Source organism: Phycicoccus ginsengisoli (genome assembly GCF_054779295.1).
Genome location: NZ_BAAGYN010000005.1, coordinates 319542 through 331894, shown reverse-complemented (window position 1 = coordinate 331894; position 12353 = coordinate 319542). Strand labels below are relative to the sequence as shown.

The following is a 12353-nucleotide window of genomic DNA, read 5'->3' as shown; positions in this document are numbered from 1 at the left end:
GAGGCCCGCGCGGAACCGATTCCCGGGTGAGGGGTAGGGGCGGAGCACTAAAGAGGCCCGCGCGGAACCGATTCCGGGCGACGGGTGGGGGCTGCGAGCCGGCCTGCACCCGGCGGCCCCAGCCCTCAGTCGCGCTGGCCCAGCCCGGCGTCGCGGGCCCGGATGATGACCTCGGCGCGGTCGGTGGCCTGGAGCTTGGACAGGATCGCGGAGACGTTGTTGCGCACCGTCTTCGGGGCGAGGAACAGCTCGGCGGCGATCTGGGAGTTCGACCGCCCGGCCGCGATGAGGTCGAGCACCTCGCGCTCGCGCTCGGTGAGCATCGGGAACTCCGTGGCCGTCCGCGCGGGCGACGGCGAGAGCAGCTCCCCGATCCGTGACGCGAGCGAGGCGCCGAACACCACCCCACCCGCGTGCACCGCGGTGATGGCCCGGGTGACCTCCTCCTGCGACGCCCCCTTGACCAGGTAGCCGCGCGCGCCGGCCCGCATCGCCGACAGCAGCGTCCCGTCGTCCTCCCCCATGGTGAAGACCAGCACGCCGACCGCGGGGTTCGCGGCGAGCACCCGGCGGGTGGCCTCGATCCCGTTGACCTCGGGCATCTGGATGTCCATCACCACGACGTCCGGCCGGTGCTCGGCCGCGAGCGCCACCGCCTCGGCCCCGTCCGCCGCCCGCGCCACGACCTCGATGTCGGGGTGCGGCTCGAGCAGGGTCGCCAGCCCGTCCCTGAACACGGGGTGGTCGTCCGCGATGAGCACCCGGATCCGCCCCGCCGCCGCTGCAGCGTCCTGGGTCATCTCGCTCCCTGCCTCGTCGCCACCAGGGACGTTCCCTGCGACCGTCTCATCGCGTGCCCGGCCCGGTCGGCAACCAGGCGCGCACGGTGGTCCCGCCACCCGGAGGACACACCACCTCGTACCGGCCCCCCAGCTCGTCGACCCGCTCACGCAGCGACCTCAGGCCCACCCCGGCGACGACGTCCTCGGCGATGCCGCGCCCGTCGTCGGCCACCTCGACCGCGAGGTCGGCAGGCCCGGTCGCGAGCCGCACGGTGGCTGCGCCCGCACCCGCGTGGCGGGCGACGTTGGCCAGCGCCTCCGAGACGATCCGGTAGGCCGCGACCTCCACGGCCGCGGGCAGGTCCCCCAGCGACCCGGGGTCGGCGTCGACGACGACGGCGAGGCCGCCCGAGCGCGCCCGCACCGCCTGCTGCTCCACCGCGGCGAGCAGGCCCAGGTCGTCCAGGGCGGGCGGACGCAGGCCGTGGACCAGCCGCCGCACGTCGGCCAGCGCCTCGGTGATCTCGGCCCGGGACTGCACGACGAGCCGGTGGGCGGTCTGCGGGTCGGAGGCCACGGCGTTGCCCGCGGCGTCGAGCCGCATCGCCACCCCGCCGAGCACCGGCCCGAGGCCGTCGTGCAGGTCGCGGCGGATCCTGCGCCGGTCCTCCTCCCGGGCCAGGACGAGCTGCTCGCGCGACTCCTGCAGCTCGCGCGCGAGCAGGCTGGCGCGCACGGCGATGGCGGCCTGCCGGACGACGTCGAGGAGCAGCGTCTGGTCGCGGCGTGAGAGCATGCCCCGGATGCCACCGTCGGGCAGCTGGAGCGTGCCGATCCGCTCACCGCGGTAGGAGATCGGGAAGGTCTGCGTCTGCGTGGGGGTGGTCCCCCAGGTCGCCGCGAGGCCCTCCCCACCACGTCCGAGCACCTCCACCCGCACGTAGGCCACCCGGAACGCGTCCGCCACCGCCTCGGCGAGCATCGGCAGCTGCTCCTCGAGGCCACCCGACTCCTCGAGCCGCTCCGCGAGGGCCGAGACCACCTCGTACCGCTCCCCGCGGCGGCCCAGGAGCCGGCGGCGCACGATGCCGGTGAGCCAGGAGCGCAGGGGTCCGTATGCCGCGACCGCCAGCACGAGGACGAGGACGGTCACCTGCCGCTCCTGGAACCGGTCCCCCAGCACGGCGCTGGCCCCGGCCAGCACCAGCAGGTCGAGCACGACGAACGCCACCGCGATGCCGCCGTAGACGAGGGTCCCGCCGACGAGGGCGTCGACGTCACCGGTCTGCGGCCGCACCACCCCGATCACCACCGAGGCGCTCGTGACGACGAGCGCGGTGACGAGGGCGGCCAGGCCCGCCGGGCCACCGACGTCCAGCAGCGTGACGCCGCCCGCCAGCAGGCATACCAGGGCGGCCCACAGCAGCCAGCGCAGCTGCGTGCGCTCGACCCCCTGCGCGCGCGAGTGCCGGGCGAACACGACGGCCGCGGACAGCGGCAGGGCCACGAGCGGGACGACCTGCGCCACCCGCAGCGCCCCCTGCGCGACCCCGACTGACACGGGGACCGCCACCTGCGGCAGCAGCCGCACGACCTCGGCGGGCAGCCGGTCCCCGTAGACGGCCCGGTCGGGCGCCAGCATGAGCACCAGGGGCAGGAGCAGCGACATGCAGAGCGCCGCGAGCGCGACGGCCCGCCACCGCCCCTGCGGCAGCCGGCCCGTGGGGTAGAGGACCAACAGCACCGGGAGCGCCACGAGCAGGAGCGACCCGGCCTCGGAGACGAACCAGTAGGCCGGCCCCACGAGGGCCGGGACGGGGTCGCGCCCCAGGCCCCACACCGCATACGCGGAGCACAGCCCGTCGACCGACCAGAACAGGCCGGTGACGACGAGCCCGAGGCCCACGAGGTGCCGGGGCCGGTGCGCGACGATGACCGCGCCGCACACGCCCACCAGCGCGCCCACGAGCCCGGAGCCGAGACCGCGGTCGGAGACGTACCGCACCCGGTCGGCGTCGGTGGCGGCCGCGTCGAGCAGGCCGGTGACGACGACCACCACCGCGAGGACCGTCCCGAGCAGCACCGGCACCGCGAGCGCGCCGCGGCGCAGGCCGGTCGCGCGCGGGGTGAGGGCATGGGCGGTCACGGCGCCAGTGTGCCCGCGGGGGTGTCCCGGTGTCAGGGGTTCGGTGTCCCGTCCCGACGGGACACCGAACGGGACGAAGGTCGGGACGCCGCGCCCTGCCGCCCGGGTCACCGGGCGCCGGATCGTTCCCTGCGACGGCACCGCCCGGGTGCCACCCACCACGAACGAAGGAGCACCACCCATGGCACTCACCCAGACCCCCGCGCCGGCCCGGTCGGACGTCCGCGGCGCCCAGCCCGCGACCAGCACGCCGCCGCGTCGTCCCTACCTCCGGCACGGCACGATGCTCACCGTTGGCGCCCTCGCGTGGGCGAGCACGATCGCGGCGTTCGGCTTCGAGAACGACAGCCCCGGCGGCCAGTACGGCCACAACGCCGGCGCCTTCCTCTTCCAGCTCGGGGTCCTGGCCCTGCTGCGGGTCCTGTGGCGCACCAGGGCGATCGGTGACGGCCGCCTGGCCCGGTTCGTGCTGCGAGCCGAGACCGTCGCCCTGTCGGTCGCGATGGTCTCGACGCTGTCGGACTTCTTCGGCATCACCGACCTCGACAACCCCGTGTCGCTGGCGATCGACATGTTCTGGCCGCTGTCGATGCTCGGCATGTTCCTCATCGGCATCCGCATCGCGGTCGCGGGCCGGTGGAAGGGCCTGTCGCGGTTCTACCCGATGGTCGCCGAGAGCTGGGCGGTCGTCACCGTCCCGACGCTGGGCATCCTCGGCCCGGGCGTCGCCCGCTGGGTCGGCGCGGCGCACCTCGTCATCGGGTATGCCGTGCTCGGCCGGATCGTCGCCCGCAAGACCGGGCGCGAACAGGGCTGACCGGTCCGGTCACCGGGGAACGCCCGGTGGCGACGCCGCGGTTCCGAGCCTCCTCCCGGGCTCGGAACCGCGCGAGCCGGCGCCGCGTCGAGTAGACATGTCCGCATCGGGCGCGACGTGCCCACGGGAGGTCCTCGCATGATCGCCGCACTGACCGGGGCAGGCCTGTCGGCCGCCGCCGGCCTCAACGCCTACATCCCGTTCCTGCTCGTGGCCCTGGTCGCGCGCTTCACCGACGTCATCACGCTGCCGCAGTCGTACGCGTGGATCGAGTCGTGGTGGGCGATCGGCATCGGCGCGGTGCTGCTGCTCGCCGAGGTCGTGCTCGACAAGGTGCCGGCCGTCGACTCGGTCAACGACGCCATCCAGACCTTCATCCGGCCCAGCATGGGCGGTCTCATCTTCGCCGCGACCTCGGCCGCCTCGGACCTCGACCACTCCACGTGGATGACCAGCCACCCGTTCGTGGGGGTCGTGCTGGGCATCCTGGTCTCCGGGCTCGTGCACACCGGGAAGATGGCCGCCCGCCCGGCGATCAACGCCGGGACCCTCGGCTTCGGTGCACCAGTCGTCTCGACGGTGGAGGACGGTGCGTCGTTCGGCATCAGCCTGGTGGCGGTGTTCCTGCCTGTCCTCGTCATCCTCGTGCTCGTGGCCCTGGCCTGGCTGCTCATCTGGCTCTGGCTCAAGGTCCGCCGCTGGCGACGGCGCCGCCGGGGACCCGTCCTCGCCTCCTGACCGCCCGTCAGAGGGCCTCGACCGCGACCTGGCCGCCGGCGACGACCCAGCGGTGGGTCGGCTCCAGCGACTCGACCAGCTGGAGGTCGTGGCTCACCACCACCAGCGTGCCGGTGAACGCCGCCAGCGCCTCCTGCAGCTGCTCGATCGCGACCACGTCGAGGTGGTTCGTCGGCTCGTCGAGCACGACGGTGTTGACCTCGCGGCCCTGGAAGACCGCCATGAGCGCCCGGGTCCGCTCCCCCATCGACAGGCTGTGTGACGGGCGACCGACGTGCTGCGACCCCAGCCCGAACTTGGCCAGCAGCGTCCGGACCTCCTCCGGCTCCCGCTCGCGCCCCGTCCGGCGGTCGGGACCAAGGGCGGCCCGCACCACGTCGACGACGCTCGCCTCGCTGTCGAGCAGCGACCGGTCCTGGTCGAGCACCCCCAGCTGCACCCGGGCCCCGAGGGACTGCCGGCCCTCCGCGAGCGGCAGCTGCCCGAAGAGCGCGGACAGGAGCGTCGTCTTGCCGCTGCCGTTGTCCCCCGTGACGGCGACCCGGTCGCCGCGTCCGAGCGACAGGTCGACCGGCCCGAGGCGGAAGCCGTCTCGCTCGACCACCGCCCCGGTCAGGCTCGCCACCACGTCCGACGACGACGGCCCCTCGGTGAGGGCGTAGCGCAGCTGCCACTCCTTGCGCGGCTGCTCGACCGCCCCCAGCCGGTCGACCGCCCGGGTGGCCCGCGCCGCCTTGGCCAGCTGGCGGTCGGCCCGGGCCCGGTGCTTCTCGCGGATGAACTTGTCCGCCTCGCTGCGGGTCACCGTGGCGCGCGCGACCGACGCCCGACCGCGGTCGGCCCAGCCCTGCCGCTGGCGCGCCTGGGCGAGCAGGCCGTCACGGGCACCGGCGTACTCCTCGTACTCCTGCCAGGCCTGCCGCCGGGTGAGGTCGCGCTGGCGCACGTAGTCGCTCCACCCTCCGGCGTACCGGTTGACGCGCTGCTGGTGCAGGTCGAGCTCGACGACATCGGTCGCCACGTCGTCGAGGAAGGCCCGGTCGTGGCTGGCGACCAGTACCGGGCCGTCATGGCCCAGGACGAACTCGGTCACCAGCTCGGTCCCCCGCCGGTCGAGGTTGTTGGTCGGCTCGTCCAGCAGCAGCACGTCGTAGCGGCTGAGCAGCACGGCCACGAGCGACGCCCTCGCGGCCTGCCCGCCGGACAGGCTGCCCAGCGCGCGCCCCGCGTCGACCACGAGCCCGACGCGCTCCGCGACCTCCGGCAGCCGCTCGTCGAGGTCCGCGGCGCCGAGGGCCAGCCAGCGCTCGAGCGCCACGGCATACCGGTCGTCCGCTCCCGGCACGCCGGCCGCCATCGCGGCTGCCGCGTCCTCCAGCTCCTGGTCGGCAGCGGCGACGCCGGCACGCCGGCGCGCGTAGCCCAGGAGCGTCTCGGCCGGGTCGGGCAGCACCTGGGGCAGCCAGGCGATGGTGGCGTCGCCGGGTGCGAGGCGGACGCTGCCGCGCTCGACCGGCAGCTCGCCGACGAGCACACGCAGCAGGGTCGACTTGCCCGAGCCGTTCGGCCCGACGACGGCGGTGACGTCCCCGTCGGCGAGGACGAGGTCGAGGCCGGAGAAGAGCGGGCGGGCGCCGAAGGCCACGTCGAGGTCGGAGACGGTGAGGGTGGTGGACATGCACATCCCGGGGTCGAGGAGGGACCCCGCGGCGGGGGTCAGGGGCTCGGCTGCTCAGGAGAGGTCCACGGGCGCCACGGTAGACAGGCGGCCGCGCCCGGGTCCACCGGATTTCCGCGGGTTACCCTCCCGCTGTGACCGTGGACGCTGCAGGGACCCGCGCGAGGCCGCGGACGCTCGTCACCGAGACCGTGCTCGTCCTGGGCGTCAGCCTCGGCGCCTCGGCGGTGTGGTCGCTGCTGTCCCTCGTCGACAAGCTGACCCAGCACAAGGCGCTCAACCAGCAGACGACCGCCATGAACTCCTCGGTCACCCCGGACCGGCCGTGGCTCGACCTCACCTACCAGCTCGTCGGCATCGTCGTCGCCCTGGTGCCGGTCGTCCTCGCGCTGCACCTGCTCACCCGCGACCGCGCGGACGCCCGGTTCGCCATCGGGTTCGACCTGCGCCAGCCGGCCCGCGACCTGTGGCGCGGCGCGGCGCTCGCCGCCGTCGTCGGCATACCCGGCCTGGGCCTGTATGCCGTGGCCAAGGCGATGGGCTTCAACACCACCGTGGCGGCCGCGAACCTCTCGGACCACTGGTGGACGGTCCCGGTGCTCGTCCTCGCCGCGGCCCAGAACGCCGTGCTCGAGGAGGTCGTGATGATCGGCTACCTCTACACGCGGTGGCTGCGGGCGGGGTGGTCGCTGCCCGCGGTGATGCTCGTGTCAGCCCTCGTGCGCGGGTCCTACCACCTGTACCAGGGCTTCGGCGGCTTCGTCGGCAACCTCGTCATGGGGCTGCTGTTCGGCTGGGTCTACACCCGCACCCGGCGGGTGGGACCGCTCGTCGTGGCGCACACGCTGCTCGACGTGGTCGCCTTCGTCGGGTACGCCCTGCTCAAGGGCCACCTCGCCTTCCTCGCCTGACTGCCGGGCCGCGTCCCCCGCCCGCAAAACAACGGTTGCTCGACAAACCGCGCGCTGTCATCCCGAGGGTTGCCGAGCAACCGTTGTTTTGCCGGAGACCGCGGCGTCGTAGAGCGCCTTCCTGGACAGGCCGGTGGCCGCGGCCACGTCGGCGCAGACGTCCTTGAGCCGCTCCCCCGCCTCGACGCGCGACCGTATGCCGGGCAGCGCGTCCTCGACGGTGCTCGCCGCCGCGGTCGCCCCGCCGACGACGACGGTGATCTCGCCGCGGACGCCCTCGACCGCCCACTGCGCCAGCTCGGCGAGACCGCCGCGCCGGACCTCCTCGTAGGTCTTGGTCAGCTCGCGGCAGACCGCGGCCGGCCGGTCGGCCCCGAACGCCTCGGCCATGGCGGCCAGGGTCGCGTCGATGCGGTGCGGTGCCTCGAAGAAGACCATCGTGCGCCGCTCGTCCGCGAGGCCGGAGAGCACCCGGCCCCGCTCCCCCGCCTTGCGCGGGAGGAAGCCCTCGAAGCAGAACCGGTCCACCGGCAGGCCCGACACCGCGAGCGCCATGAGCACCGCGCTGGGGCCCGGCACGCAGGTGACCCGCACCCCCGCAGCGACGGCGGCGCCCACGAGCCGGTACCCGGGGTCGGACACCGACGGCATACCGGCGTCGGTCACGACGACCACGCGCTCTCCGGCGACGAGGCGCTGCACCAGCTCCGGCGTGCGGGAGGCCTCGTTGTGCTCGTGGTAGCTGAGGACCGCCCCGCCGGGGGTGACCCCCAGCTCGGCGCACAGGCGGCGCAGCCGGCGGGTGTCCTCGGCGGCGACGACGTCGGCCCCCACGAGCTCGTGCGCCAGCCGGGGTGCTGCGTCGCGAGGGTCGCCGATCGGCGTGGCGGCGAGGACGAGGACGCCGGGGTCGGGACTCACCCGCCCATCCTGTCAGGGGCGGGCGAGGGCAGTTGCATACGATGACGCGCATGACCCGGGTGGAGCAGCTGCGATCCCGCCTGCTCGGGTTCCGGCCCACCGACACCCTGTGGGGGTGGCTCGGGCCGCTGTTCTTCGCCGTCGTGGGCGGCATCCTGCGGTTCTGGTCGCTCGACCGGCCGCACCAGCTGGTCTTCGACGAGACGTACTACGTCAAGCAGGGCGTCTCGATGCTCGACTACGGCGTCGAGATGCGCGTGCCCGACACGATCAAGAAGCCCGACGAGCTCTTCACCAACGGCACCCCCGACGTCTTCGGCACCCAGGGCGACCTCGTCGTCCACCCGCCGGTCGGGAAGTGGGTCATCGCCGTGGGCGAGCAGCTGTTCGGGCAGACGTCGTCGTGGGGCTGGCGGTTCTCGGTCTGCGTGCTCGGGACGCTGTCGATCCTGATGGTCGGGCGCGCGGCGCGGCGGCTGTTCGGGTCCTCGCTGCTGGGGACGATCGCCGCCTTCCTCGTCGCCTTCGAGGGTCACCACTTCGTGCAGTCCCGCACCGGGCTGCTCGACCTCATCGTCATGTTCTGGGCGCTGGCGGCGTTCTGCGCGCTGTTGATCGACCGCGACCGCTCGCGGGCGATCCTCGCCGAGAAGGTGGCGGGGATGTCGGTGCGCGAGCTCGCAACCGGGCAGGGCCCGTGGCTGGGGTGGCGGCCGTGGCGCTGGGTCGCCGGCATCAGCCTCGGCCTGTGCGCGGGCACGAAGTGGTCGGGCCTGTTCTTCCTCGTCGCCTTCGGGCTGATGACGGTGTTCTGGGACCTGGGAGCCCGGAGGGCCGCGGGGGTGCGCCACTGGTTCGCCGGCGCGGTCGTGCGCGACGGCCTGTACGCCGCAGTCGTCATGTGCGGGACGGCGGTGGCGACCTACCTCGTGTCGTGGGTCGGCTGGTTCCGGTCCACGGGCGGCTACGACCGGCAGTGGGCCGTGCAGAACCCGGGCCAGGGCGTGCAGTGGATGCCGCCGGCGCTCCGGTCCCTGTGGCAGTACCACCAGGAGATCTACACCTTCCACGTCAACCTCCACGACAACCACCCGTACAAGACCAACCCGTGGTCGTGGGTGGTGCAGGGCCGGCCGACGTCCTTCTTCTACGAGGGGCCGAAGCAGGGCCAGGACGGGTGCGTGGTCGCCCAGTGCAGCAAGGCGATCACGTCCATCGGGACCGTGTCGGTCTGGTGGCTCGGCGCGGTCGCGATCGTGGTCCTGCTGTTCTACTGGCTGTTCCACCGCGACTGGCGGGCTGGAGCGGTCCTCGCGGGCCTGGCCGGCGGCTACCTGCCGTGGTTCGGCCTCGAGGAGCGGACCATCTACTCCTTCTACACGGTGGCGTTCGAGCCGTGGATCGTCCTCGGGGTGGTGTTCGTCCTCGGCCTCGTCCTGGGCCGGCGCACCGACTCGTGGCGCCGGCGCGAGGTCGGGCTCTACGTCGTGGGCGGCTACTGCCTGCTGACCCTGGCGCTCTTCGCGTTCTTCTGGCCGATCTACACCGCGCAGGTCATCCCGCAGAGCCAGTGGTCGCTGCGCATGTGGTTCCCCAGCTGGGTCTGAGCGGACGGCCGTGACGCGCTTCGAGTTCGCCCCCGGGAGCGCGCCGATGATGCTCGAGGACGAGGACGTCGCGCGGCTCGACGCCGCCAACGCCACGCTGCGCACGGTCCTGCGGGAGGTGCGCGACACGATGGAGGGCGTGTCACCCGAGCAGGTGTATGCCGCGCTGCGGGCCGGCCTCGCGGACCGGGAGGCCGAGGGGTTCGTCGTCGACGAGCGCAGCCTGCGGGCCGATGCCGAGGCGATCAGCGAGGGCACGCTCTTCGGCTGACGGCCGCGCCCGCCGGCGGAAACCCGCAGGTCAGCCAGCGTGCGATCCGGTCGATTCGGCGTAGGGTCGCGACGTGGCCACGGCCGAGGCGGCACCACCGCCGCAGGACCAGGGAGGCGCGGGGGAAGTCGCGGGTCTCATCCCCATGGTGCGCCGGATCGTGCGGGCCAGGGTGGGCGGGCACCCGCAGGCGGAGGACCTCGTCCAGGAGGTCCTGGTCCGGGTGCTGGCCGCCCAGGACCGGATCGAGCCGGGGATGCTGGAGCCCTACGCCATCACCACCGCCCGCAACGTGGTCACGTCGATGTGGCGGCAGGACGAGCGGGCCACCCGCAACCGGCACCGCGTCCACGACCCCACCGAGCCCGACGCGCCCGACGAGCTGCTCGTCGCGTCGGAGGAGCAGGAGGCGGTCACGGTCGCCCTGGGGCGGCTCAGCGCGCGCGAGCGCCAGGTGCTCGTCGCCCACGAGGTGTCGGGCCAGGACACCCGCAGCCTCGCCGAGGACGCCGGGTCGACTGCCGGCGCGGTGGCCGCCCAGCTCAAGCGCACCCGGGCGCGGCTGCGGGTGGAGTACCTCCTCGCGCTCGAGCGGGTCGAGCCGCCGACCGAGCAGTGCCGGCCCGTGCTGCTCGCGCTCTCCGGTGCCGACCGGCGCCGGCAGCGGGAGGTGGACGCCGCACGCCACCTGCTGGAGTGCGAGCTGTGCGCCCGCCTGAGCCAGCCCCTCCTGGGACGGGGGCCCTCCCGCGACGACGAGGTCCGGGTCCCCATCGGCTCCGACCCCGATGTCGTCACCGCACGGCAGGCCGCTCGCGTGCTGGCCGCGCGGGCCGGGTTCACGGGGTCGGACCTGACCGTGCTCGCCACGGCGGTCTCGGAGATCGCCCGCAACATCGTGCGGTTCACCGACGGCGGCGAGCTCGTGGTCGAGCTCCTCGACTCGCCCCGCCGCGGCATCCGGGTGGTCGCCCGGGACACGGGCCCGGGGATCGCCGACGTGGACCAGGCCCTGACCGACGGCTACAGCACCTACGACGGGCTCGGCCTGGGGCTGCCGGGGGCGCGCCGGCTGATGGACGAGTTCAGCATCGCCACGGAGCAGGGGCGGGGCACCACCGTGAGCATGACCAAGTGGTTCGAGAGAGGATGACGATGGAGACCGACAGCGACACCCAGCAGAACCATCGGGACGAGGACAGGCAGGCCTCCGGCGGCGGTGGGCACGGTGACGGGACGCAGCTGCTGCCCCAGCTGGTCGCGCACCTGCGCGAGCACCGGGCGAAGCTGCGGGACGAGTGGGCGTCCCGGATCCGGGAGGCGCACCTCCTCGAGGCGATGACACCGCAGGAGATGGCCGCCGAGACCACGTCGGTCTACGACAACTACGTGGAGGTGCTCGAGACCGGCAGCGTCGAGGCCCTGCAGCACTACGCCCGAGACCTCTCCGAGCGGATCATCCCCCGCGGGGTCGAGACGCACGAGGTCGTGGGCATCGTCCTGCTGCTGCGCGACGTGCTGGCCCGCTCGCTCTTCGAGAAGTACCAGCGCGACTTCGGCCTGCTCAACGCGGTCCTCGACGCCTACGAGCCGGCCGCCAACCGTATCGCCAACACCGTCGCCGTCAGCTTCGTCGAGGAGCGCGAGCGGGTCATCCGCCAGCAGCAGGACGCCATCCGCGAGCTGTCCACACCGGTGCTCCCCGTGCGCGAGCGGCTGCTCATCCTGCCCATCATCGGGGTCCTGGACCAGCAACGGGCCCGGCAGCTCACCGAGCAGCTGCTGGCCGGCATACGCACCCACCGCGCCAAGGTCGTCGTCATCGACATCACCGGCGCCCCCGACGTCGACCACACCGTGGCGAACCACCTGGTGCAGACGGTGGACGCGTCACGCCTCATGGGGGCGAGCGTCATCATCACCGGGCTGTCGCCGACGATCGCCCAGACCCTCGTGACGCTCGGCGTGGACCTCAGCAAGATGAACACCATCGGTGACCTGCAAGGAGGACTCGAGGAGGCCGAGCGGCTGCTCGGGTACTCCGTGACGCGGAAGGACGTGACCACGGGCTCGTGAGCTCAGGACCGGCACTCGTCTCGATCCTGCGGCAGGGACACACCCTGGTCGCGTCGATCCACACTGCCCTGGACGACTCCGAGATGCTCCGGTTCCAGTCTGACCTCGTCACCGCGATCGGGGTGCACCGCTCCCGCGGCGTCATCATCGACGTGGCCGCCCTCGACGTGCTCGACAGCTTCGGGGCCAGGACCCTGCGCACCATCGCCGAGATGGCGCGGCTGCGCGGGGCGGTCACCGTCATCGTCGGAATCCAGCCGGACGTGGCGTTCGCCATGGTGCAGCTGGGCATGGGGACGGGCAACGTCCCGACCGCCCTCGACCTGGAAGAGGGCCTGGCCTACCTCGCCGAGGCCACCGGGCGGCCCGTTCCCACTGCCGTGCGCGACGACGGGGGGTGAGGGCG

At 73.6% G+C, this 12353-nt stretch carries 12 protein-coding genes; 8 read left to right on the top strand and 4 right to left on the bottom strand.

The genetic code is table 11. The annotated features are described in order from the left end of the window. Positions 1–125: 125 nt before the first annotated feature. Together ACYVDO_RS10855 and ACYVDO_RS10850 are read right to left on the bottom strand one after the other, a co-directional pair. Positions 126–800: a response regulator transcription factor gene (locus tag ACYVDO_RS10855; protein ID WP_460935646.1), complete on the bottom strand. Its 675-nt coding sequence runs from the start codon at positions 798–800 to the stop codon at positions 126–128. 46 nt (positions 801–846) lie between these two features. Next, entirely contained in the window at positions 847–2928 is a 2082-nt protein-coding gene (locus ACYVDO_RS10850; RefSeq protein WP_460935644.1) for a histidine kinase, read from the bottom strand. A gap of 181 nt (positions 2929–3109) precedes the next feature. Between ACYVDO_RS10850 and ACYVDO_RS10845 the strand changes: the two genes are divergently transcribed. Next, positions 3110–3745, top strand: coding sequence for a hypothetical protein (locus ACYVDO_RS10845; protein ID WP_460935642.1), 636 nt, complete (start codon positions 3110–3112; stop codon positions 3743–3745). 138 nt (positions 3746–3883) lie between these two features. Further along, positions 3884–4483, top strand: a complete 600-nt coding sequence (locus tag ACYVDO_RS10840) for a DUF4126 domain-containing protein (RefSeq protein WP_460935640.1) — start codon at positions 3884–3886, stop codon at positions 4481–4483. Positions 4484–4490: 7 nt separating this feature from the next. On the opposite strand, the gene ACYVDO_RS10835 is transcribed toward ACYVDO_RS10840, so the two are convergent. Further along, positions 4491–6161 carry an ABC-F family ATP-binding cassette domain-containing protein gene (locus ACYVDO_RS10835; protein ID WP_460935638.1) on the bottom strand — a complete coding sequence of 557 codons (1671 nt, stop codon included), beginning with the start codon at positions 6159–6161 and terminating at the stop codon, positions 4491–4493. A gap of 134 nt (positions 6162–6295) precedes the next feature. Between ACYVDO_RS10835 and ACYVDO_RS10830 the strand changes: the two genes are divergently transcribed. Continuing rightward, the gene (locus tag ACYVDO_RS10830) at positions 6296–7072 is read left to right on the top strand and encodes a CPBP family intramembrane glutamic endopeptidase (protein ID WP_460935636.1); all 777 of its coding nucleotides are present in this window, start codon (positions 6296–6298) and stop codon (positions 7070–7072) included. A 57-nt stretch (positions 7073–7129) separates the two neighbouring features. Here the strand turns inward: ACYVDO_RS10830 and rsmI are convergent, their stop codons facing one another. After that, positions 7130–7993 (bottom strand): 16S rRNA (cytidine(1402)-2'-O)-methyltransferase, encoded by an 864-nt coding sequence (gene rsmI / locus ACYVDO_RS10825; RefSeq protein ID WP_460935633.1) that lies wholly within the window; start codon positions 7991–7993, stop codon positions 7130–7132. A gap of 50 nt (positions 7994–8043) precedes the next feature. Here rsmI and ACYVDO_RS10820 point away from each other — a divergent pair, with 50 nt between their 5' ends. The 5 genes from ACYVDO_RS10820 (at position 8044) to ACYVDO_RS10800 (ending at position 12348) form a co-directional block, all read left to right on the top strand. Next, the gene (locus tag ACYVDO_RS10820; protein ID WP_460935631.1) at positions 8044–9600 is read left to right on the top strand and encodes a dolichyl-phosphate-mannose--protein mannosyltransferase; all 1557 of its coding nucleotides are present in this window, start codon (positions 8044–8046) and stop codon (positions 9598–9600) included. 10 nt (positions 9601–9610) lie between these two features. Further along, entirely contained in the window at positions 9611–9871 is a 261-nt protein-coding gene (locus tag ACYVDO_RS10815) for a hypothetical protein (protein ID WP_460935629.1), read from the top strand. Between the two features lie 73 nt (positions 9872–9944). Then, entirely contained in the window at positions 9945–11024 is a 1080-nt protein-coding gene (locus ACYVDO_RS10810) for a sigma-70 family RNA polymerase sigma factor (RefSeq protein ID WP_460935627.1), read from the top strand. Positions 11025–11026: 2 nt separating this feature from the next. After that, positions 11027–11947, top strand: coding sequence for an STAS domain-containing protein (locus tag ACYVDO_RS10805; RefSeq protein WP_460935625.1), 921 nt, complete (start codon positions 11027–11029; stop codon positions 11945–11947). Beyond that, a complete protein-coding gene (locus ACYVDO_RS10800; protein WP_460935623.1) occupies positions 11944–12348 on the top strand; it encodes an STAS domain-containing protein in 405 nt (134 codons plus the stop codon). Before ACYVDO_RS10805 ends, ACYVDO_RS10800 begins: the two co-directional genes overlap by 4 nt. Positions 12349–12353: the final 5 nt, after the last annotated feature.